The organism is Rossellomorea pakistanensis, from assembly GCF_016908495.1.
Taxonomy (GTDB): Bacteria; Bacillota; Bacilli; order Bacillales; family Bacillaceae_B; genus Rossellomorea; species Rossellomorea pakistanensis.
Genome location: NZ_JAFBDZ010000003.1, coordinates 222,998 through 248,576, shown reverse-complemented (window position 1 = coordinate 248,576; position 25,579 = coordinate 222,998). Strand labels below are relative to the sequence as shown.

Annotated in this window: 22 protein-coding genes and 1 other annotated feature; of the genes, 6 read left to right on the top strand and 16 right to left on the bottom strand. The window is 35.2% G+C overall.

All coding sequences use genetic code 11. The annotated features are described in order from the left end of the window. Nucleotides 1-15: 15 nt before the first annotated feature. From JOC86_RS15110 to JOC86_RS15100, 3 genes are read right to left on the bottom strand one after another with little or no spacing between them, the layout of a single operon-like run. Entirely contained in the window at nt 16-813 is a 798-nt protein-coding gene (locus JOC86_RS15110; protein ID WP_205173751.1) for an NAD kinase, read from the bottom strand. A 15-nt stretch (nt 814-828) separates the two neighbouring features. Continuing rightward, entirely contained in the window at nt 829-1,500 is a 672-nt protein-coding gene (gene yjbM, locus JOC86_RS15105) for a GTP diphosphokinase (protein WP_205173750.1), read from the bottom strand. A 60-nt stretch (nt 1,501-1,560) separates the two neighbouring features. Then, nucleotides 1,561-1,932, bottom strand: a complete 372-nt coding sequence (locus tag JOC86_RS15100) for a UPF0738 family protein (protein ID WP_205173749.1) — start codon at nt 1,930-1,932, stop codon at nt 1,561-1,563. 467 nt (nt 1,933-2,399) lie between these two features. On the opposite strand from JOC86_RS15100, the gene JOC86_RS15095 reads away from it, so the two are divergent. The 4 genes from JOC86_RS15095 (at nt 2,400) to JOC86_RS15080 (ending at nt 5,286) form a co-directional block, all read left to right on the top strand. After that, nucleotides 2,400-2,984 carry a CYTH domain-containing protein gene (locus JOC86_RS15095; protein ID WP_205173748.1) on the top strand — a complete coding sequence of 195 codons (585 nt, stop codon included), beginning with the start codon at nt 2,400-2,402 and terminating at the stop codon, nt 2,982-2,984. 178 nt (nt 2,985-3,162) lie between these two features. Then, on the top strand, nt 3,163-3,780 hold the full coding sequence (locus JOC86_RS15090; protein WP_205173747.1) for a transglycosylase SLT domain-containing protein: 618 nt from the start codon (nt 3,163-3,165) through the stop codon (nt 3,778-3,780). A 245-nt stretch (nt 3,781-4,025) separates the two neighbouring features. Beyond that, complete coding sequence (locus JOC86_RS15085) at nt 4,026-4,430, top strand: globin domain-containing protein (RefSeq protein WP_205173746.1); 405 nt, start codon at nt 4,026-4,028, stop codon at nt 4,428-4,430. Beyond that, complete coding sequence (locus JOC86_RS15080) at nt 4,423-5,286, top strand: ClpXP adapter SpxH family protein (protein WP_239587630.1); 864 nt, start codon at nt 4,423-4,425, stop codon at nt 5,284-5,286. The genes JOC86_RS15085 and JOC86_RS15080 overlap by 8 nt, the downstream gene beginning before the upstream one ends. A 706-nt stretch (nt 5,287-5,992) precedes the next feature. Here the strand turns inward: JOC86_RS15080 and pepF are convergent. From pepF to JOC86_RS15020, 12 genes are all read right to left on the bottom strand, one after another. Then, complete coding sequence (gene pepF, locus JOC86_RS15075; RefSeq protein ID WP_205173745.1) at nt 5,993-7,810, bottom strand: oligoendopeptidase F; 1,818 nt, start codon at nt 7,808-7,810, stop codon at nt 5,993-5,995. 140 nt (nt 7,811-7,950) lie between these two features. Continuing rightward, nucleotides 7,951-9,153 (bottom strand): competence protein CoiA, encoded by a 1,203-nt coding sequence (locus tag JOC86_RS15070; protein WP_205173744.1) that lies wholly within the window; start codon nt 9,151-9,153, stop codon nt 7,951-7,953. A 91-nt stretch (nt 9,154-9,244) separates the two neighbouring features. Beyond that, on the bottom strand, nt 9,245-10,759 hold the full coding sequence (gene cls, locus JOC86_RS15065; RefSeq protein ID WP_205173743.1) for a cardiolipin synthase: 1,515 nt from the start codon (nt 10,757-10,759) through the stop codon (nt 9,245-9,247). A gap of 208 nt (nt 10,760-10,967) precedes the next feature. Further along, a complete protein-coding gene (gene mecA, locus JOC86_RS15060) occupies nt 10,968-11,636 on the bottom strand; it encodes an adaptor protein MecA (RefSeq protein ID WP_205173742.1) in 669 nt (222 codons plus the stop codon). A 503-nt stretch (nt 11,637-12,139) separates the two neighbouring features. Next, the gene (gene spxA / locus JOC86_RS15055) at nt 12,140-12,535 is read right to left on the bottom strand and encodes a transcriptional regulator SpxA (protein ID WP_205173741.1); all 396 of its coding nucleotides are present in this window, start codon (nt 12,533-12,535) and stop codon (nt 12,140-12,142) included. Nucleotides 12,536-12,860: 325 nt separating this feature from the next. Further along, nucleotides 12,861-13,433 carry a GNAT family N-acetyltransferase gene (locus JOC86_RS15050; RefSeq protein ID WP_205173740.1) on the bottom strand — a complete coding sequence of 191 codons (573 nt, stop codon included), beginning with the start codon at nt 13,431-13,433 and terminating at the stop codon, nt 12,861-12,863. Nucleotides 13,434-13,839: 406 nt separating this feature from the next. Continuing rightward, complete coding sequence (locus tag JOC86_RS15045; protein ID WP_239587629.1) at nt 13,840-15,036, bottom strand: putative glycoside hydrolase; 1,197 nt, start codon at nt 15,034-15,036, stop codon at nt 13,840-13,842. A gap of 191 nt (nt 15,037-15,227) precedes the next feature. Next, nucleotides 15,228-16,163, bottom strand: a complete 936-nt coding sequence (locus tag JOC86_RS15040; protein ID WP_205173739.1) for an ABC transporter ATP-binding protein — start codon at nt 16,161-16,163, stop codon at nt 15,228-15,230. Beyond that, nucleotides 16,163-17,233, bottom strand: a complete 1,071-nt coding sequence (locus JOC86_RS15035) for an ABC transporter ATP-binding protein (RefSeq protein ID WP_205173738.1) — start codon at nt 17,231-17,233, stop codon at nt 16,163-16,165. Before JOC86_RS15035 ends, JOC86_RS15040 begins: the two co-directional genes overlap by 1 nt. A gap of 14 nt (nt 17,234-17,247) precedes the next feature. Further along, entirely contained in the window at nt 17,248-18,276 is a 1,029-nt protein-coding gene (opp3C, locus tag JOC86_RS15030) for an oligopeptide ABC transporter permease (protein WP_205173737.1), read from the bottom strand. Beyond that, nucleotides 18,276-19,205, bottom strand: a complete 930-nt coding sequence (opp3b, locus tag JOC86_RS15025; protein ID WP_205173736.1) for an oligopeptide ABC transporter permease — start codon at nt 19,203-19,205, stop codon at nt 18,276-18,278. Before opp3b ends, opp3C begins: the two co-directional genes overlap by 1 nt. Before the next feature lie 165 nt (nt 19,206-19,370). After that, nucleotides 19,371-21,014: a peptide ABC transporter substrate-binding protein gene (locus tag JOC86_RS15020; protein WP_205173735.1), complete on the bottom strand. Its 1,644-nt coding sequence runs from the start codon at nt 21,012-21,014 to the stop codon at nt 19,371-19,373. Nucleotides 21,015-21,520: 506 nt separating this feature from the next. Between JOC86_RS15020 and JOC86_RS15015 the strand changes: the two genes are divergently transcribed. Continuing rightward, the gene (locus JOC86_RS15015; RefSeq protein ID WP_205173734.1) at nt 21,521-21,907 is read left to right on the top strand and encodes a DUF3899 domain-containing protein; all 387 of its coding nucleotides are present in this window, start codon (nt 21,521-21,523) and stop codon (nt 21,905-21,907) included. A gap of 38 nt (nt 21,908-21,945) precedes the next feature. Then, nucleotides 21,946-22,176: a binding site (T-box leader), on the top strand. A gap of 52 nt (nt 22,177-22,228) precedes the next feature. Further along, a complete protein-coding gene (gene trpS / locus JOC86_RS15010; protein ID WP_205173733.1) occupies nt 22,229-23,218 on the top strand; it encodes a tryptophan--tRNA ligase in 990 nt (329 codons plus the stop codon). A 343-nt stretch (nt 23,219-23,561) separates the two neighbouring features. Here trpS and JOC86_RS15005 read toward each other — a convergent pair whose 3' ends face one another. Next, nucleotides 23,562-25,214, bottom strand: a complete 1,653-nt coding sequence (locus JOC86_RS15005) for a peptide ABC transporter substrate-binding protein (RefSeq protein ID WP_205173732.1) — start codon at nt 25,212-25,214, stop codon at nt 23,562-23,564. Between the last annotated feature and the right edge of the window lie 365 nt (nt 25,215-25,579).

The window sequence follows — 25,579 nt, the reverse complement described above, 5'->3', positions numbered from 1 at the left end:
TCTTTATTGGCTGTTTTATTCATCAGCAATAAAGGAATCTCGAACTCTTTTCCAAAAGGGAAATGGACGAAACCTTGCAAATCTAATCTGCTCGTCTGCAACACGGTACTGAATAGACTTTACATCTTTATGAAGAAGTGTCAAATGATCAATCGTTATCATGAAATCATTTCCTCTGATAGGCTTTAACATACATGTGTGATGAGCAGGTAAAATCAATGGTGATCCGATTGTTCGGAAGACACGATTATTGATTGAAGCCATCTCCGCTAATTGAATAGCAGGGAGAGACGGGTGAAGGATGGCTCCACTCAAAGCCTTATTATAGGCAGTACTTCCTGAAGGAGTGGAAAGACAGAGCCCATCTCCTCTGAAGCGTTCAAAATGCTGTCCGCGAATTTCTACATCCATTACGAGAGTACCTTCCACACTTTTTACAGTGGATTCATTTAAAGCTAAGTACCTGGTTTCTTTTCCACCATGTTGATAGCGAATGATCGTTTCTAAGAGTGGATACTCAATAATTTGATAGGGAGTTTTAGCAATAGCAATGACAAGTTTCTCAATTTCTTCTGGTACCCAGTCAGCATAAAAGCCTAAATGACCTGTATGTACTCCGACAAAAGCTGTCTTATCTAGTCTAGAGCTATAACGATGAAACGCATAAAGGAGTGTTCCATCCCCACCTACAGATATGACGATATCCGGCTTTTCTTCATCGTAAATCAATTCAAAGTCTTGTAAGTAGGTTCTCATCTTATGCATTAACGTATTGGATTTAGAATCTCCTTTAGAGGTTATCGCAAATCGCATATCACTTCACCCTTTTTATTTTCTTTTCCTACCTAGTTTATTTTTAGCACTTTTCCGTACTTCCTTATCCAACTCTTTCTTCTTTGAAAAAAAGGCTTGTGCCTCTTGAATCTCTTCACGGATTAGAGACATTTCTTCATCTAGTCGAAAAGCGGCTTCTGCAGCTCTTTGTAATCTAAGCTGGATCTCTTCAGGAAATTGACCTTTATATTTATAGCTTAATGAATGTTCTATAGTAGCCCAAAAATTCATAGCCAGTGTACGGATTTGAATTTCTACTAGAATTTTCTTCTCCCCATGGATGGTTTGAACTGGATACTCAATAACAACATGATAAGAACGATACCCACTTTTCTTCTTATGAGAAATATAATCACGCTCTTCAATAATTTGAAAGTCGTTTCTTTTTCTCAGCATTTCCACAACCGAGTGAATATCATCTACAAACTGACACATCATTCGTAACCCAGCAATATCTTGAATTTCTCTTTCTAGCTTTTCAAGAGGAATCCCTTTTTCGTTAGCCTTATCTAATATACTTGCTATCGGTTTTACTCTCCCTGTAACAAATTCAATAGGAGAATGAATATTTTCTAACTCATATTCTCCTCTCATTCCTTTAAGTTTAATTTTGAGTTCATCAACTGCTTGTTTATATGGAGCTAGGAGCTGATCCCAATGATTCATTTTCCTCTCACCTCTTTACAGTAACATCCTATCCTGATAGGTTCATTCAATTTTCCAACTTTAACCCTTAGGTAAGAATACAGACTCCACTCTTGAGACCATTACTTCTCCATAATTCCCATTTCCTTCAATATTCTCTATTAAATAAGAAAGTTCTTCTTGAAAGCTTTCTAACTTTAAACTTTCTTTCTCGTTGACAACGAATACATTCAATTCTTTATCTAATGCCTCTTTTACATCATCCCATACCTTTGCTTCTATTCTTATGTGTGCATAATCATCTTTTGTTTCTGCAAGGTAAATAAACGAGAGATTATCGGAATCAGCAATAATCTGTCCCGTAGGTGCTAAACCTTCTAATGATTCTTCCGTATGTAAGTGTAACCCCTTTTCATCAATCGTTGATTTTATAATATGTATGTTTTGTCTCATATTTTATAGTCCCCTTTCTTATCCATCATGAAAAATTGTTTTTTCCTGTGTGCCAACTAATCAAATAATCGCCTTACCCTTTTAATAATCTGCAAGATACATGCAATAAGGTAGATTTTTTATAGGCTGTTTTTGTAAACATTGTTGTTATTTGGTAGTTGGTTTCCGCTGCAGGATGCTCGCTTTCTGTGGGGCGGGCGGTGAGCCTCCTCGTCGCCTTGCTCCTGCTTAGGTCTCACCTGTCCCGCTTCTCCTGCAGGAGTCTCGCACCGGCAGCGAAGACCAACCTTTTTACAAAGATTTATGTTCTTAATAAACAACAATCTTTTAGAAAACAGCGTATAGAAAAAAAAATCACAGAAAATCACTTTCTTATTTTAACACATGAAACCCTTTTTCATCTAAGGATTGAAGTCTTTCCATTTGCAAGAGATAATAGAAATAGAATAAAGGAAAGGAAGATTCGATTGGGGCATGAAGTAGAAATTGAATTTAAGAACCTTTTAACAGAGGATGAATTTATAGTTTTACTCAAAACCTTTTCCATTGCAGAACATGATTTTTTCTTACAGGAAAATCATTATTTCGATACTCAAGATTTTCAATTGAAAGATTTAGGTTCTGCACTGAGGATTCGATACAAAGATCTTCAATATCATTTAACATTAAAGCAGCCAATTACGGAAGGATTATTAGAAACAAACCAAAAGATTTCAGAAGAAGATGTAACGAGAATGATTCATGATAAAGATTTTCCTAGAGGCGAGGTTTTAGAAGAAATTAAGAAGTTGGATATAGAGATCGACTCTTTGGAGCATTTTGGTACACTCTCCACTAAAAGGGCAGAAGTGCATTATAAAAATGGATTATTAGTGTTCGATTATAGCTTCTACCTCAATAATGAAGACTATGAATTGGAATATGAAGTTCGAAATAGAGAAGAAGGAGAAAAAATATTCCGTTCCCTTTTAGAAGAACTAAACATTCCCTATCGTTCAACCGAAAATAAAATTAGAAGATTTTATAATGAAATGATTAAATCATTGGAATAAGAAAAGCAGAGGCGCCTTGATCAGCTCCGACAAGCATAAGGCGAGTCACCAAGGAAGGGGGCTTTTTCCCTTCCTTGGTGGCTTGACTTATGTCTCGAGGAGCTAGGCGCCGGAGCTGGAGATTAGAAATAGAAAAGCGCAGACGCCTTGAACTGGCCAAACATAAGGAGAATATGTAATGGACATCCAACAGTTAAAAATAATGATAGATCTTAAAGCCTTAAATGGAATGAATCGAACCAATTCTACCTATAATCAAAATAATCAAAGTTCCTTTCAGGAAATATTTGAAGAAGCAATAAATTCCCTATCGAGACAAAATGATTTTCAGAATAAGATTGGAGCTGTTCGTCTGCTTCATTCACTTCAATCTACTGATATAGAAAGATTCCAGCCATCTGCAGCAACTAATGAAGTGCCTAAAAATTTGGATGAGATTATTACTCGTGCAGCGGACATCTATAAAATACCAAAAAAATTAATTCAATCGATTATACAACATGAATCTAATTTTAATCCAACTGCTGTTAGCCATGCAGGAGCATCAGGGTTAATGCAATTAATGCCAACTACTGCAAAAGGTCTGGGTGTAACCGATATTTTTGATCCGGAACAAAATGTATTTGCTGGAGCAAAATATATGAAACAGATGTTAGATAAATTCAATGGTAATATAGATTTAGCACTTGCAGCCTACAACGCGGGGCCAGGGAATGTCGAAAAATACGGAGGAATCCCACCCTTTACAGAGACTAGGAACTATGTGAAAAAAGTAAGTAGTAGTTATTACACTTAGTATTAAATTCATCTAAGGAAGCTAATAATCATTACTCGAATTAACAGAAGGGATGTTCTCCAACTTAGAGGTCATCCCATTTCTTTTGCCTACATAATTTATAAACCCGAGGATGAAAATAGAAGAAAGAACGTTCAAATTAGACTCATTTTATGGAGTAAACAGGCTCCTTAAAGCTATTTATTTGAGATATTTTTCGTCCATTGCTAAAATAATTACAAACATAGGAAAAAGGAGTCATAACTATGGTCGAGAATAATGCGACGCCTTACGAGTTTATTGGCGAAGAAAAACTCTCGATGCTCGTAGATGCTTTTTATCATAGAGTTGGACAGCATCCAGATTTAGCCCCAATCTTCCCAAGTGATTTAACCGAGACGGCAAGAAAACAAAAGCAGTTTTTAACACAATATTTGGGTGGACCGGCACTATATACACAAGAACATGGTCATCCTATGTTAAGAGCAAGACATTTACCCTTTGAAATCACACCAACTCGAGCAAGAGCCTGGCTTTCCTGTATGGACGAAGCCATGAATGAAATCGAGCTAGTAGGAGAAATACGAGAATTCTTATATTCTAGATTGGTTTTGACAGCGAGACATATGGTGAATACGGAAGAATTAACTAAAGGTGATCAAATTGAGTAATCCAACTAAATGGACACATCCGAAATGGTGCAGTTCTGAGAAAAAGCCATTAGAAATTTACATGTTTATTGACCCATTATGTCCCGAATGCTGGGGTTTAGAACCAATACTAAAAAAACTCCAAATTGAATATGGAAAATGTTTTACGATTAAATACGTCATCAGCGGGAAATTAGCTTCCTTAAATGTCGGAACAAAGAAAAAACACCAGACGTTGGCTCAACAATATGAAAAAACAGCTAGTCGTTCGGGGATGTCCTGTGATGGTAGCTTATGGTTTGAGGATCCAATCCACTCACCCTTTCTTGCCTCAATAGGAATAAAAGCAGCAGAACTTCAAGGTAGACGTGCAGGCATTTTATTTCTACGAAAGCTTCAAGAAGTTTTATTTCTTGAAAAGAAAAACATCTCTCAATTTGAAGTTCTAAAAGAGTGCGCTTATCGGGTCAATCTTGATATGGACGAATTTCTCAATGATCTCCATTCAGAAGGGGCATCCAAAGCGTTTCAATGTGATTTAAAGATTACCTCTGAAATGGAAGTTGATGAAATCCCTACACTTGTGTTCTTTAATGAAAACATTGAAGATGAAGGGATTAAGGTAACAGGTATTTATCATTATGAAGTTTATGTACAAATTCTAGAGGAAATGCTTTCTGAAAAGCTAGTACCTCAAGCATTACCGCCATTAGAGTCATTTTTGAAGTATTATCAACTAGTTGCCACAAAAGAAATTGCTGTGGTATATAATATGGAAGAAAATGAAGTAGAAAAACAAATGAAGAGGTTAATGTTACAACAAAAAGTTGAAAGAATCCCTGCCAAGCATGGGACATTTTGGAGAGATCGCTCTTAATCGTAATCTTATACTATTTTATTAAAACCAGAAAAGCCGATGTCGCTTCACGACATCGGCTTTTCAAATACGAACAAAGGGGATGGGAGAAATTTTTCACGGTCAAACAAAGGGGTATATGTTTGCTTGTGATCAACTTCACAGTGCTACTATATCATGAAAAATCTTGTATTGGCAAGTTGTTTGTTTGCTATTTCACAATATTGTCAAATTCCTTGATATGAAAGGGTTTTCATTAAAAAAGAGAGAAAAAACACTCTTCTTTTATGAAGATTTTTACACAGTTTGACATTGAAATTATATTGATAATTTTAGAAATAAGTTCATATATTATACTAACTTTAGAATAAAGGAGTGGAACCTTCTCGTGGGAGCAAAAATTCGTTTTGCACTTTTACTATTATTGATAATCATCGCCTTTTTTCTAAATATATTAGGCTTGCTGAAATTAATGCCGATTTATATAACTTCTCCTCTATTATTTCTCTCTTTACTTTGTTTTATTTATTATATGAATTATGCAAAGCAGTTTAAGGGATTTAAAGGGTAAAATTTTGAGGAGGTCTATTAATTTGTCAAATAAAAGGCTGTCCCATAAGGATCTGGAACGATTACTTTTCTATAATAGAAGAATCTCTTTGGTTCTTCTATAAATAGATGTTACGGTTCCATAAACCTTTGTTGGGACAGCCTTCTTCTTATCTTATTAATTTAATAATTTTTCCATCTCAGTTAGGGTTTGTTCAAATACTTTACATGCTTCCTCGATTGGTTTAGACGTTGTCATATCGACTCCTGCTTTCTTTAATACTTCGATAGGATAATCGGAGCTTCCAGATTTAAGGAAGTCAATATACCTCTCAACAGCAGGTTCTCCTTCTTCAAGAATTTGTTTACTCAATGCTGTTGCAGCACTAAAGCCTGTCGCATATTGATAAACATAATAATTATAATAGAAGTGAGGAATTCTTGCCCATTCTAAGCCAATTTCTTCATCGATCACGAGATCTTCTTCTCCAAAATACTTTGCATTAAGATTATAGTACTCTTGCGTTAACATTTCTGCTGTTAAGGCTTCTCCATCTTGTGCTTTTCTATGAATTAGATGCTCGAATTCCGCGAACATTGTTTGACGGAAAACAGTACCTCTAAATCCTTCTAAATAATGATTTAATAAGTATAGTCGTTTCTTGTCATCATCTATAGTATTGAGAAGGTGATGATTAAGCAATGCCTCATTACATGTAGAAGCTACCTCTGCAACAAATATTGAATAATGGCCATATGGATATGGCTGGGATTCTCTTGTGTAATAGCTATGAACACTATGACCAAACTCATGGGCAAGAGTAAAAAGATTGTTAACATTATCCTGCCAGTTCATGAGGATATATGGGTTTGTCCCATAAGCACCTGAGGAATAGGCACCGCTACGTTTTCCTTTGTTCTCTACTACGTCAACCCAGCGATTCTGAAACCCTTCTTTTAAAACATTTAAATAATCTTCGCCCAATGGCTGTAGTCCTTTTAAAATTAATTCTTGAGCTTCTTCATAGGATACATCCATCTTTACATCCTTCACTAAAGGAGTGTAAAGGTCATACATATGAAGCTCATTAATATTAAGAACCTTTTTACGAAGTTTTATGTAACGATGCAATAAAGGAAGGTGCTCATGTACTGTACTAATCAAATTATCATATACTTTTTCAGGAATATTATTTGCTGATAATGCTGCATGGCGAGCGGAACTGTAGTTTCGAATTGAAGCACTAAAATTATCCTTTTTAACAGCCCCAGCTAATGTAGTCGAAAAAGTGTTTTGGAATTTTCCGTATGTCTCATAAACTGCTTTAAAAGCATCTTCTCGAACCCTTCTGTCACTGCTTTCTAAGAAAGTAATATAACGTCCATGTGTCACATCTACTTCCTCACCGTTCTCATCCTGAATAGATGGGAACTCGATATCAGCATTATTCAGCATACCAAAAGTGTTACTAGAAGCATTTAACACTTCAGAGGCTTTTGCTAAAAGTTCCTCTTGTTCAGCTGATAGTATATGAGGTCTTTGGTGATTGATTTCTTCAAGTGCATGCTTATATAATTTCAAATCCTCTTTTTCTTCTAAAAATGAAGATAATTTGTTTTCTTCAATTGTTAGAATTTCAGGTATCATATAAGAGAATGCACTTGATAATTGTGTATATAAATTTTTAGCTCGATCATCCAAACCTTGATAATAAGAATTGGTCGTATCCTGATCAGATCTCATATGAGAATATGTATATAATTTTCCCATTCGTTCCAAAATTTCATCCTGGAAATGTAACGCTTTATATAGGTTATCGGCACTTTGACTTAAAGTTCCCTTAAACTCTTCCGCTTGTTTTGCTAAAGATTGAATCTCTTTAAATTCCTTCTCCCAGTCTTCATCACTTTTAAAAATATCTTCTAGTCTCCATGTTAACTCTTCTTTTACATCCTTACGGGATGGAAGACTTTTATTTGCTGTCTCACTTGTCATTATGACCCTCCATTCTTTCGAATTACGAAAATTCTCACCTAATAATATTCTCTTTTCTTTACTAATTATCCTTCAAATAATTATCGGTTTCTCATATATTTTGTTTACTTTCCTATTATTTACTCACATAAATTTGTTTTTTATTTCTTATTCTTATAATCTTGAGTCAATTTTTCTTTAAAATCTTCTAAGAATTTTCTTGATTCTTGTTGATAATCATCCACCGTACGTCCTGACTTCCATTCTTTCCGAAGGATTAATGACTTATTATCGATGATTTTAACTATACCCAGTCGATCTAAGAGTCTGATATAATCCGATATTGGACTTTGAAAGGTTGTTATTAACGGTAATTCTCTTTTTTGAATTTCCCCGTTCTTTACCCTCCTGCTAATTGAGGAACCGATTTCAATATTAGTAATCATCTCTCCACTCTTCTTATTTTTTAATACATCTTTCCATAAATAATATTGCCATGGAATACAATCGGTTTTGTAATGAATGGAATGTTTTACTGGGAGTCCTATAAATAGAGGAAGCTGAGTAGGGAAATCATTTGATTGGTACACTTCCTTAAGAAATGGATCGTAAATTCCTTTATTATAAAGAAGCTTGTTTTGAATCCAACTTTTCCGATCATGGTCCCATTCAGCTAAAGTATAATGAGTGTTATCCGTATTAGGAAGTATAAGAGGGAGCTTAATTTGACTGATAGATTGTGATGAAATACTAGCTTTAAATTTTCTTTTAGATATTGGGATTAAATCACTGTAATAATAAATCATCCCTTCATCACTATTTAAGTAAGGTATCCAGTATCCATTCTTCTCTGAATATTGAATGAACATCTGATGAAACGGACTTAATAAAATATATTTATTACCGTGTTGATATTTTGACTCAATCTTTTTACCTAATAACCAGAGAACAGAAATATCAATTCCTTCGTATCCAGAAGTCCTCTTAATCAATTCTTCTTCAGTTAGTGATGAGCATTGATATTCGATAGCATAAACCTTTCCACTGTTTTTTAAAGCAACATCCGCCCTTTGTCTAATCTGTGGGAAGAACTGTTCTAATCCTACTTGGGTATATTTGTTTGACAAGGCACGGTAGAGAAGAATTTTCCCTTGTAAATGTTGTGGGGTTTCTGGTTCTGATGAGCATGTAGAATCTGTTTGGTGAGCAAAATGCGGGATTTTTTGAGTACCTATTTTTAATATCACTTTCTTTGAACACTGAGGACAAAAAAATGTAGTTTCATTATTCATTTCCTTCAAGTGTTCCTTTGAATATTGAAGGCTAAAAATGAATTGTCCTAGCATGTTCTTACTAACTAACATAAAACACCTCCATACTTTATAACATTCAACATTAAGACAAAAAATCCTTTAAAATTTTAAAGTGGCACCTAAATTTATGGTGCCACTTCTACTATAATAAGGGAGATAAAAGTCTTGCGGTCGATTCAATGATACGATAACCAAAATGACGTTTATTGAATTGTTCAAGGGTAATTTCTCTCGAATTCTTCATATCATTCTCGTACTCGTTAACTAATGATTGAGTACTTTTCGTTTTATATAGAAAAGCATTCACCTCAAAATTCAAATGAAAGCTCCTCATATCCATGTTTGACGTACCCATCGATGCAAACTCTTCATCTACTATTAAAATCTTACTATGCATAAATCCTTTTTCATATTCAAAGATTCTGGCCCCAGCCTCTAATAATTCTGGAAAATAAGATCTTGAAGCATGAAATACAACCCGTTTATCCGGGCGGTGAGGAACGAGTAAACGAACATCGAGACCACTTAATGCAGCAATTTTCAAGCTTGAAAAAATATCTTCGTCTGGAATAAAGTAAGGAGAAGCTATCCAGACACTCTTTTTCGCTGAAGTAATTAGTGAGAAAAAAAGGTTTTTAAGAACGCTCCATTCATTGTCAGGCCCTCCGGCGATCATTTGAACACCACCAATACTTTGCCCCTGAATTGGCTCTGGGCTTAAATATCCTGGTGTCAAGAAACTATCATTAGTCATATAAAACCAGTCCTGAAGAAATATTAATTGAAGTGTACGTACAGCCTCACCTTTAACCATTAAATGAGTGTCTCTCCAAAAACCAAAATGTTCATTCTTCCCTAAATATTCATCGCCAATATTCAATCCACCAACAAACCCAATACTACCATCAATGACAATAATCTTTCTGTGGTTTCTGAAATTAAATTTATTATTTAGAACAGGAATTTTAACTGGACCAAAAGGAATCATTTCAATCCCGGCTTCTTTTAATTCGATAATATATTTTTTGGATAACTGCCAAGAACCTACTGCATCGTATAGAAATCGAATTTTAACACCGTGATTTGCCCTATCTATTAAAAGATCCTTAATTTCATTTCCTAATTCATCATGTCTCACTATATAATATTCTAAATGAATGTGATGCTTGGCTCTTTTTATCTGTTCTTTGATTCGAGAAAATGTTTCTTCTCCATTCGCCAATACTTCCGTTTCTGATGAAAAAGAAATGGCACTATTACTAAGCTTTTTTGCAAGCCGAATATGTTTATCTTGAGAAAGACTTAGTCTTACATCATTTTCATCAACATTCTTGGTAGATGGTTCATATTTTGTATATGATTCCTTATCCAGAATATATTTCTTCCGGAACATTCTCTCTTTACGGTAATTTCTCCCAAACAAAAGATAGAAGATAAATCCAAAAATCGGGAAGGCTCCTAAAACGACTAACCATGTTAGGGTTTGAGTTGGATGTCGATTTTCAAAAAAAATCACAAACCCAATAACAATGACGGTCAGAGTTAAGAGAATACTTACGTATTTAAAAATAAACCCATCTATGTAGGTGTCTAAATAAAATGTATAGAGGAGAAAAATAATCGTTAAAAATATAAGAACTCTAACAGTATTCTTCATTCGCTCGCACCTTCCAAAAATCTATTCAAAAAGACGTTACTAGAAAAGCGCTTGATCATTCGATGAAAAGCATTATCGCTACCCCCGCCAACCGCAGGCATAGTAAAAGGCTGGTTACCTAGAAAGGGTGACCCAGAAAAGGTCAAGAAACCCGTTCAATATAATGAACGGGTGCTGGACTCTTTGTTTCGGGTCACCCTCAACTCTCTTAAGCAAAATGATTTTCTATCGTTAAAAATACGTTTTCATCTAATATCTTATTTCCATACTCCTGAAGACGGTGTACAGTAATCGGTGTTTCATCTCCATACTCAAGCATGATACTTAACAAGTTGTCGACATCTTCCTCTTCAAAATGCTCATCTGAGAACTCTACATAAATATAATAGGTGTTATTATATGAAAATAACTTACTCATCATATGTTCATAAGATAAAGAAGAGATTTGTTTAGACAAAGAGATTACATCTTCAAAGTCTTTAAATTTAATGGTGAACTCTAACGCTCCATCCTCATCTTCTTGATCTTGTTTGATTTGAAAGTGCTCATCAAGGAATTCCTCAATTTTCTCATCTACCGGCAAGTCTTTTAATTTATCCTCAGGAATGGGAAGTTCAAATTTCTGACCATCTTTTGATACTTGAGCCCGGGTCACTAAAACTTCTAAGCCTTTATCAAGTGCTTGCACTTGTATCCATAACGGTCCCTCAATCGTGAAGTCTTCTTCCTGATGAACTTCATCCATCATTTCCCAAAATAGTTCTTCACTTCGCTCTCGATTATACCAGATTTCCTCACGGTCAAATCCGCGATCTTCTATATCTCCATAAGAAATGTAAAACTTTACAGTATTATCATTAATACGTTCGATTTCCATCATACACCTCTCCCTTCTGTACGTAGTTTGTGAAGGGAATACACCCCCGAGCAGTGCTCTGAATTGCTGGTGAAAAAGATAAAAGTTCGTTTGTTAGTATATGCCTTGTACTTCTATTTTATGATAAATAGACATGAAATGGAATTAAAATGATTACCCATTTTTTAATTGGTTTAGTCTATTATTTATTCCTGTTTTGGTCATTTTAGCGAATATTTTCACAAAATTCAAGCGTGTAGTGTGTTCTTATTATAATTAGTTCGCCTCTTACCATAAATCTCCTTCAAAAATATAAAAACGACTGCTCTATTAATTTGTTTTATCTCAATAAAAAGTACTTGAAAAGTAATAGAAGAAAAAGCACAATTCAAAAAAAGGAGCTGCCCCGACTAAGATGTCAGGAACCATAACTTCCATATATAGAATAAACCCTCAAGTCCTCTTCTATATACGGACAATCACAGTGGTTCCCGACCCCTTATGGGACAGCTCCTAAGAAATCATTAGTTTACCATACGCTGTGCTTCAAGAAGCTGAAAAGTACGAACTTTCCTTGGTAAAAAGCGACGGATTTCATCTTCGTTATATCCAACTTGTAATCTTTTTTCATCCATAATAATTGGTCTACGTAAAAGACCTGGATTTTGTTGAATAAGCTCGAAAAGATCTTGTAAAGGTAAATTATCTAAGTCTACATTTAACTTTTGGAAAGTTTTAGAACGTGTTGATATAATCTCATCTGTTCCATCTTCCGTCATACGTAAGATTTCCTTGATTTCATCAATGCTTAAAGGTTCTGAAAAAACATTACGTTCTGTATATGGAATGTCATGTTCTTCTAACCACGCTTTCGCCTTTCGGCAAGATGTACAACTAGGTGAAGTGAACAATGTTACCATAACTCATTCACACTCCCTTATATAAGAATAGGAATAAATTGTTCATTAGAGTGAATTTCTTTTAAACAAAATTAATGTTCAGATTATAATTAGTTTAAAGAAGAAATCTCTATTATGTATTATACATGAATTATAAAACATTGGATATAGTTTTAATCAAATTGTCACAATTCTTATACAGAAGATTTACTTACACTTTTATACTTCATCTACTTTTTATATACCCGATATCTAAGGATCTAAACCTATTATAATGAACTAAATATTTTCATTTAGAGAAACCTTATTGCGAATTGACACAATAAGGCTTCAAAAGGTTTGAGCTTTAAATATTCTTTAAAACATCATCTTCTGCACTTACTTCCATTGTCAGTACTTCTTCTACAGGTTGGTAGGATTCACCATAAAATTCTTCATCTTTATAAGTATGAATCATTTCATAAGTTTTTTTCATACTCTCATATACAAGCTCTTCTGACTCATCATTTGGTGCCCAATATAATATTTCCATTGGGTTCACTTCATTTGTAGCAAGAGAGCGTCGTTTATAGCCGATACTTTTTGCATGTTCAAAGCCTTCACGCTTGTAGAAACGTAAACGTTTCTCAGTGTCTGAATCATCATAATCAACGGGCTCTACTTCCAATATAATAGGTTTATTCTTATCTTTTAATTTCTGTATTAACTTATGACCTAAACCTTGGCCTCTGGCATCCTTAGAAACGAATAAGTAATCAATAAAGGTAAAATCATCTAACTCTACATACATTAAAATATGATGCTTACCTTCATCTTTACGATAAATATCGCTTCTCTCTTTTAATAATGTTTCCATGTGCTCTTTCGATTTCATTTCTTCTACCGGGAAATATTGATTTAGTTTTTCATACCAATGCATGGATCTACTCCTTTTATGTTTTTTACAATCAAAGAAGGTTGTTATCATTATTTTTAGCCAAGTCCTTAACAATTATGAAAATTAAATTATGATAGCAATAATACTGATTGGCACCTTCTCAATTGTGAATAAAAAATGGAAAAGTGCTTATAGGTTTTAAAGGGATAAAACAAATAAGTGGAAATAAGTGGATGTCAAGCGGTATTTGTTTACATTATAATCTTAACGTATTCTGAAAATTTGTCAAATGATCATACGTTTCATTTATAGAAAATCAAAAGAAGAGGCTTTCCCAAAACCAAGGTGTCAGGAACCACAACTTCAATATATAGAAGAAAGCCACAAGACTTCCTCTATATATCAACAATCATTGGTTCCGGACCCTTATGGGACAGCCTCTTTATTGTTAAGGTGTAAAGTCTACACCTTTAGTATAACTGTTTCCTGCATTCCAAAGTAGATACTCTTCAATCCCATTGTCTTGTAATGCCTTTATTTGAGCCTCGATCTCAGATTTTCCGTAAACCTTATAATTTCCAGCTCCTAACCATGATGCAGTAAAATCCTGTAACCATGGTCTTGAAGTTGGGGGATCCTCAAGTTCAGCTAGTTTTTTATTTTCAAGCTTTGCATATTCTGAAATTAGTTTATATGGTTCTAGATCTGGCTTTGCAATACCAAAATACGATGTCCAATGACTAGGATAAATCATTGAAGAAATAACATCTACATGCTCAGAAATTTTCGAGAAGTTTTGGCCAATACCTGGTGCTTCTGGAAGAGTTGCAGTATAGCCAAATATGTCAACTGAAACCTCCACACCATATGGTTCCAATTTCTCACTTGCATACTCAACAAAGTCTGTTACAGCATGAACACGCTTCTGAACATTATCAACATTTTTATCAGTGTATTCACCATGCCCATAAGTTAATTCGTCATCCCTTTTTTCAAATCCTTCAGGGAAACGTACATAATCAAACTGTATTTCTTTAAAGCCTAATTTAGCAGCTTCGATCGCAATATTAACGTTATAATCCCAAACTTCCTTCATAAACGGGTTCACAAATGATTCTCCGCGTCCATTTTTCCAGATGGAATTACCATCTTTAAAGGTTAACTCTGGCTGTTTGTTTGCAAGCACCGAATCTTTAAAAACAACAATTCTTGCTATTGGATAAATTTGCTTTTCTTCTAATTTTTTTAACACTGCTCTTGGATCTTTAATATAAGATTTTCCAATACCGTTAAATTTTGAATCTTTGTGTTGATATGTAACATTGCCCCAATCATCTTTAATATCAATGACCATAGCATTTAAATCTGTCTGATCAATTAAATGAATAAGATCCTCAAATCGACTTCCACCTGCAGAGTGCCCAGTCACATAAATTCCTCTTACAGCATCCGGATATTCAAAATTCAAACCTGAATCATAAGTAAAACGTGAAACTTGATCAGGAATACTCTTTAATTCCAACGCTGTTTCTCTCTTCATGTGATTAGTTAATGATTTTGAACTTTCATCTGCAGCGACAGATTGAAATGGAATTACGCACAAGGCAGATACACTTAAAGCAGCAATGATTTTCTTCCAGTTCAATATAACCTCTCCTCAATCAATATATCTATCTACAAAACTACTTCTATCATAACAAGGAAATAACTAGAAAGAAAAGAGAAAATTCTCCTTATTTGTCGAAATTTCCAGGGAAATCAACCATATACTTTAGTATATGCAGCTCATCTGTTTACAGAAGAAAAACGACCTCATAATGAGATCGTTTTTTCCTCTTAATTTTTATATTGCGCCTGATATTGTTTGAATTCTTTTTCTGAACAATAAACAAAATGACCCGGAGACACTTCACGCATTTGTAAATCATCTGTATCATTATAGTTATGAACAGCTGGATCGTACTCTTTTCTTCTACGTGCGCGCTCATATTCTGGATCTGGTAGTGGAATCGCCGACAGAAGAGATTGAGTGTAAGGGTGTAATGGATTTTTATATAGAGCATCACTAGGTGCAAGCTCCACTAATTTACCAAAATACATAACCCCTATTCGATCACTAATATATTTGACCATTGATAAATCATGGGCAATAAATAGGTAAGTCAGACCTTTTTCCTTTTGAAGGTCTTTCATTAAGTTTACAACCTGTGCCTGGATGGACACGTCAAGTGCTGAAATAGGTTCATCCGCAATAATAAAATCAGGATCAACCGCAAGAGCACGTGCAATTCCGATACGCTGTCTTTGTCCACCAGAGAATTCATGTGGATAACGGTTCGCATGATCTTTATTTAGACCTACTGTTTCGAGAAGTTCATGAACTTTATCTGTACGTTCCTGCTCAGATGAAGAAAGATTATGAATGTCAATTCCTTCTGCAATAATATCTTTAACCGTCATACGAGGATTAAGAGATGCATAAGGATCTTGGAAAATCATTTGCATTTTACGATTGAATTTCTTCAGTTCTTTACGAGATTTACGTCCATGGACATTTTCACCTTCAAATAATACCTTCCCATCTGTTGCATCGTAAAGCCGAATAATTGTACGTCCAGTTGTAGATTTCCCACAACCAGACTCCCCAACTAATCCAAGAGTTTCACCTCTATAAATGTCAAAAGAAACATCATCGACTGCTTTTACCATATTAGGCTTTCCTGGGTTAAAGTATTGTTTAAGGTTCTTAATTTCTAATAACTTTTCTGCCATTATGCGTGAACCTCCTCAATTAGTACAGGCTCTTCATAGTTAGAAGGCATCTTACGTTGTCTTAGCTTTACTGCCTCAGGAGGCTCAACCTTAGGTGCATTCGGGTGCAGTAACCATGTACGAACAAAATGGGTATCTGAAATTTTGTAAGTTGGCGGCTGCTCTTCAAAATCAATTTTTAACGCATACTCACTTCGTAACGCAAATGCGTCCCCTTTTGGAGGATTCATTAGGTCTGGTGGTGTACCTGGTATCGCTGTCAACTGTTGACCAGTATCTGTATCTAATGTTGGCATCGAAGACAATAAGCCCCATGTATAGGGATGTCTTGGGTCATAGAAAATTTCATCGACTGTTCCACTTTCTACAATTTGACCACCATACATTACAGCAACACGATCCGCTACATTCGCTACAACTCCAAGGTCATGAGTGATAAATATAATAGAAGTCTCAATTTTATTCTGTAAATCCTTCATCAATTCTAGAATTTGAGCTTGAATCGTAACATCAAGTGCTGTTGTCGGCTCATCTGCAATCAAAATCTTTGGATTACATGCAAGCGCTATGGCAACTACAACACGTTGTCTCTGTCCACCAGAGAATTGATGCGGGTATTGTTTAAAGCGTGTTTCCGGACTAGGCAGTCCAACGAGTTTTAAAAGTTCAATGGCACGTTTTTTAGCATCTGCTTTACTTAACTTTTGATGCTTTAAAAGCGGCTCCATAATTTGCTTACCAATCGTCATAGTTGGATTTAGAGATGTCATGGGATCCTGGAAAATCATTGAGATGTCTTTCCCGCGAATCTTTTGCATTTCTTTTTCAGAAAGCTTCGCCAAGTCCTTTCCATCAAAAAGGATTTCTCCATGCTTTATATACCCTGGAGGGTTTGGAATCAATCTCATTACCGCTTTGGTGGTAACTGATTTACCAGAACCTGACTCACCTACAATCGCAAGCGTCTCTCCTTTATCAAGATGGAATTCTACCCCACGTACTGCACTTACTTCTCCTCCATACGTTTTGAAGGAGACATGCAAATCTTTTACATCTAGTAATCTATTCATTTTTTCTCCCCCCATTATTTACGCATTTTCGGATCAAGTGCATCACGTAATCCATCGGCCATTAAGTTAAAGCTCAAGATAAGAACAGATATAACGGCAGACGGTATTAACATCATATGTGGGTATGACTGGATTGATTTGTACCCATCATTAACCAATGAACCCAATGAAGCTTGCGGTGGTGCAATCCCTAATCCAATAAAGCTTAGGAATGCTTCTGTAAAGATTGCGCTTGGCACAGTAAACATTGTCGTAATGATAACAGGGCCCATAACATTTGGTAGTAAATGTTTCCAGATAAGGCGGTTATTTGTTGCTCCCAATGTACGGGAAGCCAGCACAAACTCTTGGTTCTTCAACTGTAATATCTGGCCACGGACAATCCGGGCCATTCCGACCCAGCCGGTAATAACCATTGCCATCGTAATTGTAAATAACCCTGGTTCAAAGAGAAGAATAAATAGGATGACAACAATTAAGTTTGGTATCCCTACAAGAATTTCAATGATACGCTGCATCAGGTTATCGACTCTGCCCCCGTAGAATCCAGAAACTCCACCGTAGGCTATCCCTATAATTAAGTCAATTGTTGCGGCAAGTACCCCGATATAAAGGGAGATACGTGTACCTTGCCATGTCCTAGTCCAAAGGTCACGTCCTAGTGAATCTGTTCCAAACCAATAAGCTTCTTCAACATTTCTCGCTTCGTATACATCCATTCCATTTTCATCAACACCATCAAATGGCAGCCAGCTAATTCCTGAAAGCGCCTCCACTTTCGGGGGCAATTTAGCATGACGAATGTTTTGTTCATGGAAATTAAAATTATTCATATATGGACCAAATATTGCCATAAAAGTAACAATGATAATTAAGATTAATCCTACAACCGCTCCTTTATTTTTGAAAAGTCTACGCATTGCATCCTTCCAAAAACTCAAGGACGGACGTGAAATTTTCTCAGCATCCCCATCTTGAATTTGAACGGGCTGGAATTGTTCTGGGCTTATATTATTAAGATATTCCTTGTTGTTCGATGCCATTATTTCTTCCCTCCAGCCAAGCGGATACGAGGATCAATAATTCCATATAAAATATCCACTAAAAATATTACACCTATGAAGAGTGCACTAAAGAATAATGTTACCCCCATAATAATAGGATAGTCATTCGTATTGATTGATTGTACGAATTGTAAGCCAAGTCCAGGTACTGCAAAGATTTGTTCAATAACAAGCGACCCTGTCATAATCCCTACAGTCATAGGTCCTAAAATTGTAACAACCGGAATCAAGGCATTTCGAACTCCATGTTTAAATACTGTACCAACCTGAGTAATTCCTTTTGCTCTCGCTAATAGAATATAGTCAGATCCTAAAACCTCTAACATCTCTGTTCTCATAAAACGAGCAATAGTGGCTATTACTCCAACTGTTAAAGCCAGCGTAGGTAAAATGGTGTGCTTGAATTCACCCCATAAGGCAACAGGTAGCCATTCTAGCTTCACCCCTACGTAATACTGTAATAATCCTGCGAATACAAACGATGGTACCGATATTCCTAATACTGCGAATACAGTCGATCCATAATCAACCCATGAGTTATGTTTTAAAGCAGCAGCGATTCCTAAAAGAATACCGACAATCGTTCCTAAAACAATTGCTTGGAAGCCTAATTGTGCGGAAGGACCAATACGATCGCCAATAATACTTGATACTGGGCGGTTATCGTAATGGAAGGACAAACCTAAGTCTCCTTGTGCTAAGTTTGTCAAGTAGGTTACATATTGAACTGGAAGAGGATCATTCAAACCATACTTATCGAGAATCAATTCTTGTTGTTCCGGCGAAAGCTTTTCTTGGTTTGCAAGCGGTGACCCTGGAAGGAGCTTCATTAGAAAGAATGTAGCTGAAGCAATAATTATCAGTGTTATAAGCATATAAATGATTCGTTGTATTGTATATTTGATCACTCTTTAGCCCCCCTTTTCTATTTTTAATTACACTCTGTAATTATATCTCATTTCGACGAATTTTCAATCTATTTTTTGTATTTTGACAATTTTCGACTATCAGGGAAAAAGGAGAGTATATGCCGATGCATACACTCTCCAAAAGAAGGTTTGTGTCATTGAGTATTATTTATTCTCAATGTACGTCCATTTGTAACTCTTACCAGCTCCAAATGAATGTCTGTAAACATCTTTTACATAAGGCTTTTCTAAATAAGCAATACCTTCTTGATACATTGGGCTGATTGCTTGATCTTCAAATAAAATCTTTTCAGCTTCTAATAATGCTTGCCAACGAGCATCTAAATCATCAAGGAGAGTAGTGTTTGCCTGCTCAACAAGTTTGTCATACTCGGGGTTAGAATAGCCCATTTGGTTATGGGAACCATCTGTAATAAACATGTCAATGAATGTCATTGGATCTGGATAGTCAGGACCCCATCCAGCAAATGAGATATCATATTGACCTTTTGTTTCTAAATCAAGCTTTTGTTTAAATGGTTGTTGAGAAATCGTAAGAGTTAACCCTTCAAGGCTTGACTCAAGTTGTTCTTTTAAATATTCTCCAACTTTTCTTGAATTTTCAGAATCATAGTTTAATAGCTCAAGCTCGATTTTGTCTTTTCCAAGAGCTTTTTTCGCTTTTTCCCAATGGTCTTTCGCTTTTTCGACATCATAACTTCCAAGGTCACCATTTGTTTCGCGGAAATCTTTTCCATCAGGACCAGAAACGAATTCACCAGGTACAAGGTAGTTTGCAGGGACTGATCCGTTGTTCAGTAGAACATCAACTAGACCTTGCTTGTCCCAAGCCATATCAATCGCTTTACGTGCATCAAGATTTGCCATTACTTCGTTTTCTTGGTTCAAACGCAAGAAGAAAACAGATGTATTTGGACGTGTTTTAAAGTTTTCATCTTCTTTATATTGATCAACAAATTCAGCAGAAAGACCAGCAATGTCAGCTTTACCAGTTTCATAAAGGTTAACACCTGTAGCTGTGTCTTTCACAATATTGAAGTTGATTTCTTCAAGCTTCACTACATCTTTATCCCAATAATCAGGATTTTTCTTTAGTTGGTAGCTTTGCTCATGTTTCCATTCAGAAAGGACAAATGGACCATTGTAAAGAATTGTATCTGCTTCAAGAGCGTATTGATCCCCTTGCTCTTTAATAAATGCTTCATTACGTGGGTAGAATGTCGCAAAAGTAAGCAGCTCTTTAAAGTATGGAACTTTTGTTTCTAATTGTACTTCGAGAGTTTTATCGTCAATAGCTTTAACTCCTAGTTGATCAACCGGTAATTCTCCATTATGAACTTTTTCTGCATTTTTGAGATCGTACATAATGTACCCATACTCAGCAGCTGTATCAGGAGTTAAAACTCTTTTCCATGCATATTCAAAATCATGAGCAGTTACAGGATCCCCATTAGACCACTTAGCGTCTTTGATTTTAAATGTCCAAGTTTTACCGTCTTCACTGATTGTCGGCTCACCTTCAACCATACCTTCAACGGCTTTATCGTTATCATCTAAACGATAAAGACCTTCGAATACGTTGTTCATTGTGTCAAATGATACTTCATCAGTCGCTAGAGCTGAATCCATTGAAGGGATTTCAGAGCTTTCTATAAGGTTAAGAACTTGCTTATCTTTTCCAGACTCACCAGAATTGCCTTCATCAGAAGATTCGTTACCGCCACAAGCAGCTAGGAAAGTACTCAGTGCCAAAACAAGCACTAGAAGGAATGATAACTTTTTCTTCATCTTGAATTTGACCTCCTCAAATTTTATATTTATTTATCTTCCGACTTGTCAGAAGATTCGTTACCCATTATAACCGATAGAAAAATTATTGCAATATTAATTTAACAGTTTTTTTGCAAAATTGACATATTCATATAACAATATTGCTATATCAATAGTCTTAGAGTGTTTATTTATGATTTTACATTATTACAAAGTTTACAAACCTCTTTTATTATGAATATTCCCCCAATTAAACGAGTAAAAATAATTAGTTAATGTGTATGGTCAAACTTATCTTTATTAATATTTTAGTATAATTATTAAATTGTTTATTATGAAAAACTAAATCCTATATTAGTGCTTCATTGTTATGTCCACTATAAAAGGAAGTTTGTTTTTCTGAATACTACATTAAGATCAAACATAACCTGGTTGTTAATATTTATTAATGAATTTTCATTCAACTTGAAATCTTTTTTCACTTTCAGTTATAATTTAAATTAAAAATATTAGATGGTGAATACATGTCTAAAGCTTTAAGTTTTTCTATCGTAATTTCTATACTTAATTTAGTAATATCTCTTGTTTATGCTTTTTTCCAAAATGGATCTTTTTTCATCCATTTTATTAATTCATTCTTTACTATAGGAATGGTTTATCTTTTGGTAGGAGCTCTTCTATTTGTAACAGAAGCTGGTTTCTTTAATGGAATTATCTACTCTTTTAAGAAACTTAGAAAAAGTACAGCAAAGGGAAAATATGTTTCAAACTTCGACGATCTTGATGATACAAAAGAAATCCATGAAGAGTACAATAAAGAAAGGCGGTTTAATAGCAAAAAGCCTTTACTTATTATCGGTGGATTTTATTGTTTTGCAGGTTTTCTTTTATCTTTTTTACTATACAGTTGATATGTTAGCTGGAATTGATTATAATCAATTCATCCTATATTCTTGCTATGATAAAGAGTAGTACTTTCAGCAGTAACTTAATAGAGAGTTTGTGGTTGGTGAAAACAAACAGTTACCTGATTGGAATGGACTTTTGAGCATCACTTGTGAACGATTAGTAGCTTGTGACGTTTGCCTTACGTTAACTAGGCACCATGCATAGTCATGGACCAAAGTGGCTGTTTTCAGCACTTAGGGTGGTACCGCGGATATAACCATTCGTCCCTATTTTAAGGGATGAATGGTTTTTTTATTTGGATTTTATAATAAAGGAGAATTTTTATGAAAACGATTTTTAGTGGAATTCAACCAAGTGGAACCATTACTTTAGGAAATTATATTGGCGCCATGAAACAATTTGTAGAGTTACAAGAAGAGTACAATAGCTTTTTATGTGTTGTCGATCAGCATGCGATCACTGTTGCGCAGGATAAGCAGCAATTAAGAAAAAATATTAAAAGCTTAGCTGCACTTTATCTTGCTAGCGGGATTGATCCAGAGAAATCCACACTGTTTATACAGTCAGAAGTTCCAGCACACGCCCAGGCCGGCTGGATGCTACAGTGTATTACTTATATTGGCGAATTGGAAAGAATGACCCAGTTCAAAGATAAATCTGAAGGGAAGGAAGCTGTTTCTGCTGGATTATTAACCTATCCTCCGTTAATGGCAGCAGATATTTTACTTTATAAGACAGATTTAGTTCCTGTCGGAGAGGACCAAAAACAGCACCTCGAACTAACACGAGACTTAGCTGAACGTTTTAATAAGAAGTATAATGACATTTTTACGATTCCTGATGTCAGAATCGCTAAAGTGGGTGCCCGTGTGATGTCACTTCAGGAGCCTACTAAAAAAATGAGTAAGTCGGATCCTAACAGCAAAGCCTTTATTACGTTACTCGATGAGCCAAAACAAATTGAGAAAAAAATCAAAAGTGCTGTCACCGACTCAGATGGTATTGTAAAGTATGATAAAGATAACAAACCTGGTGTTTCAAACCTTCTATCGATTTACTCGATTCTTAGTGGAGAAACTATTGATCATTTAGAAAAGAAATATGAAGGAAAAGGCTATGGAGAGTTTAAAGGTGATTTAGCCGAGGTTGTAGTTGATACCATCAAACCCATCCAAGATCGTTATTATGAACTGATTAATTCTGAGGAATTAGATCATATTTTAGATCGTGGAGCAGAGAAAGCCAATTTTGTCGCAAACAAAATGGTGAAGAAAATGGAAAAGGCACTAGGGTTAGGGAGAAAGAAAAAATAATTTCTTTTGAGATCATTTGAATGATCAAGAGTTCAAAAAAAGGTGAGATGCTACTATCAGTAGTTCTCACCTTTTTCATTACACATTATAAATTAATTTTTTAATACTAATTTTTTAATACTAATTTTTTGTTCAGATTCTCCCTAGCATTTGCAAAAAGACTTTTATTTCACCGGAGGTAATGGAGAAAATGTATAAGTAAATTATACAATAGATCGGAAAAGGACTGTCCCACAAAGTACCGAAACCACATTGTTTCTCAGTATTTAAAAAGTTTACTTCTATATACTGAGATGCGGTTAAGATACCTTGCTTCGGGACAGCCCCTTATATTTCAGAAAAATTATTTTTCAATGTATGCCCATTTGTAGCTGTTATCTGCTCCAAATGAATGTCTATAAAGATCTTTGACGTATGGCTGCTCTAAATAGGCAACACCTGCTTGGTACATTGGACTGATTGCTTGATCTTCAAATAAGATCTTCTCAGCATCCAATAATGCCTGCCAACGAGCATCTAAATCGTCAAGTAAAGTCGTTTTTGCTTGCTCTACCAGTTTGTCATACTCAGGATTAGAATATCCCATTTGGTTATGTGAACCATCTGTCACAAACATATCAACGAATGTCATTGGATCCGGATAGTCTGGGCCCCACCCAGCAAACGAAAAGTCATATTCGCCTTTTGTTTCTAAATCAAGTTTTTGCTTAAACGGCTGTTGAGAAATACTAACAGATAATCCTTCTAGGTTTGATTCAAGTTGCTCTTTTAAGTATTCTCCAACTTTCCTAGAGCTTTCAGAATCATAGTTTAATAGTTCTAATTCAATTTTATCTTTTCCAAGAGCTTCTTTCGCTTTTGTCCAATGCTCTTTCGCTTTTTCTACATCATAGGTACCCAAGTCACCATTTGTTTCACGGAAATCGTTTCCATCAGGACTAGATACGAATTCTCCAGGTACTAAGAAGTTTGCTGGAATCGATCCGTTATTCAGTAAGACATCCGCAAGACCTTGTTTGTCCCAAGCCATGTCAATCGCTTTACGTGCATCAAGATTAGCTAACACTTCGTTCTCTTGGTTTAAACGTAGGAAGTAAACAGATGTTTCAGCACGTGTTTTAAAGTTTTCGTCTTCTTTATATTGGTCTACAAATTCGGCTGAAAGACCAGCAATATCCGCTTTACCAGTTTCATATAGATTTACACCTGTTGCCGTGTCTTTAACGATATTGAAGTTGACTTCTTCAAGCTTTACTACATCTTTCTCCCAATAATCTGGATTTTTCTTTAACTGGAAGCTTTGCTCATGTTTCCATTCAGAAAGAACGAATGGTCCATTGTAAAGAATTGTGTTTGCTTCAAGGCCATATTGATCGCCTTGTTCTGTTACAAATGCTTCATTTTGAGGGTAGAATGTTGCGAAAGTAAGTAACTCTTTGAAGTAAGGAACTTTTGTCTCTAATTGTACTTCAAGAGTTTTATCATCAATGGCTTTAACTCCAAGTTGATCAACAGGTAAGTCACCTGCATGAACTTTTGCAGCATTTTTGAGGTCATACATGATATAACCATATTCTGCTGCAGTATCAGGATTTAAAACCTTTTTCCAAGCATATTCAAAATCTTTAGCTGTTACAGGGTCCCCGTTAGACCACTTAGCGTCTTTAATTTTGAATGTCCAAGTTTTACCGTCTTCACTGATTGTTGGCTCTCCATCTACCATACCTTCAACCGCTTTGTCATTCTCATCTAAACGATAAAGACCTTCAAATACGTTGTTCATTACGTTGAATGATACAGCGTCAGTTGCTAGAGCAGAATCCATTGAAGGAATCTCAGCGCTTTCAAGTAAATTTAGTACTTGCTTCGTTTTTTCAGTTGACTCACCATCGCCACCAGAATTATCTTCTGATGACTTTTCATTGCCGCCACAAGCAGCCAGGAAAGTACTGAGTGCTAAAACAAGCACCAGAAGGAATGATAATTTTTTCTTCATCTTGAAATTGACCTCCTCATATTTCATATTTATTTATCTTCTGACTTGTCAGAAGATTCGTTTTTTATTATAACCCATACAGAAATTATTGCAATATTAATTTAATAATTTTTTTGAATAATTAACATATTTATATAACAACGCTGTTATATCAACGTATTTTGGTATTTATAATATAAATTAAACTATTACAATATTTACAATCCATTTACTTTGAGAACGCTTTCTTGTTTGTGGAAATAATAACAATATAATATTAATAAATTCATTATTTATTTTTATTTATATCATTGTATATTTTTTAGTTACTTTACTATGTTAAATTAATACAAATGATGTAACTACTGTGGTTTCGGTTCTTGTAT

Bases quoted from the DNA above. Each gene is read 5' to 3' on its own strand.
- cls (WP_205173743.1), bottom strand. From the start codon at position 10,759: ATGAAGAATACTGTTAGAGTTCTTATATTTTTAACGATTATTTTTCTC.
- JOC86_RS15005 (WP_205173732.1), bottom strand. From the start codon at position 25,214: ATGAAGAAAAAATTATCATTCCTTCTGGTGCTTGTTTTAGCACTCAGT.
- JOC86_RS15090 (WP_205173747.1), top strand. From the start codon at position 3,163: ATGGACATCCAACAGTTAAAAATAATGATAGATCTTAAAGCCTTAAAT.
- JOC86_RS15110 (WP_205173751.1), bottom strand. From the start codon at position 813: ATGCGATTTGCGATAACCTCTAAAGGAGATTCTAAATCCAATACGTTA.
- JOC86_RS15070 (WP_205173744.1), bottom strand. From the start codon at position 9,153: ATGTTAGTTAGTAAGAACATGCTAGGACAATTCATTTTTAGCCTTCAA.
- JOC86_RS15035 (WP_205173738.1), bottom strand. From the start codon at position 17,233: ATGAATAGATTACTAGATGTAAAAGATTTGCATGTCTCCTTCAAAACG.
- JOC86_RS15040 (WP_205173739.1), bottom strand. From the start codon at position 16,163: ATGGCAGAAAAGTTATTAGAAATTAAGAACCTTAAACAATACTTTAAC.
- JOC86_RS15020 (WP_205173735.1), bottom strand. From the start codon at position 21,014: ATGAAGAAAAAGTTATCATTCCTTCTAGTGCTTGTTTTGGCACTGAGT.
- JOC86_RS15015 (WP_205173734.1), top strand. From the start codon at position 21,521: ATGTCTAAAGCTTTAAGTTTTTCTATCGTAATTTCTATACTTAATTTA.
- spxA (WP_205173741.1), bottom strand. From the start codon at position 12,535: ATGGTAACATTGTTCACTTCACCTAGTTGTACATCTTGCCGAAAGGCG.
- JOC86_RS15085 (WP_205173746.1), top strand. From the start codon at position 4,026: ATGGTCGAGAATAATGCGACGCCTTACGAGTTTATTGGCGAAGAAAAA.
- yjbM (WP_205173750.1), bottom strand. From the start codon at position 1,500: ATGAATCATTGGGATCAGCTCCTAGCTCCATATAAACAAGCAGTTGAT.
- JOC86_RS15050 (WP_205173740.1), bottom strand. From the start codon at position 13,433: ATGCATTGGTATGAAAAACTAAATCAATATTTCCCGGTAGAAGAAATG.
- pepF (WP_205173745.1), bottom strand. From the start codon at position 7,810: ATGACAAGTGAGACAGCAAATAAAAGTCTTCCATCCCGTAAGGATGTA.
- trpS (WP_205173733.1), top strand. From the start codon at position 22,229: ATGAAAACGATTTTTAGTGGAATTCAACCAAGTGGAACCATTACTTTA.
- mecA (WP_205173742.1), bottom strand. From the start codon at position 11,636: ATGGAAATCGAACGTATTAATGATAATACTGTAAAGTTTTACATTTCT.
- JOC86_RS15100 (WP_205173749.1), bottom strand. From the start codon at position 1,932: ATGAGACAAAACATACATATTATAAAATCAACGATTGATGAAAAGGGG.
- opp3C (WP_205173737.1), bottom strand. From the start codon at position 18,276: ATGGCATCGAACAACAAGGAATATCTTAATAATATAAGCCCAGAACAA.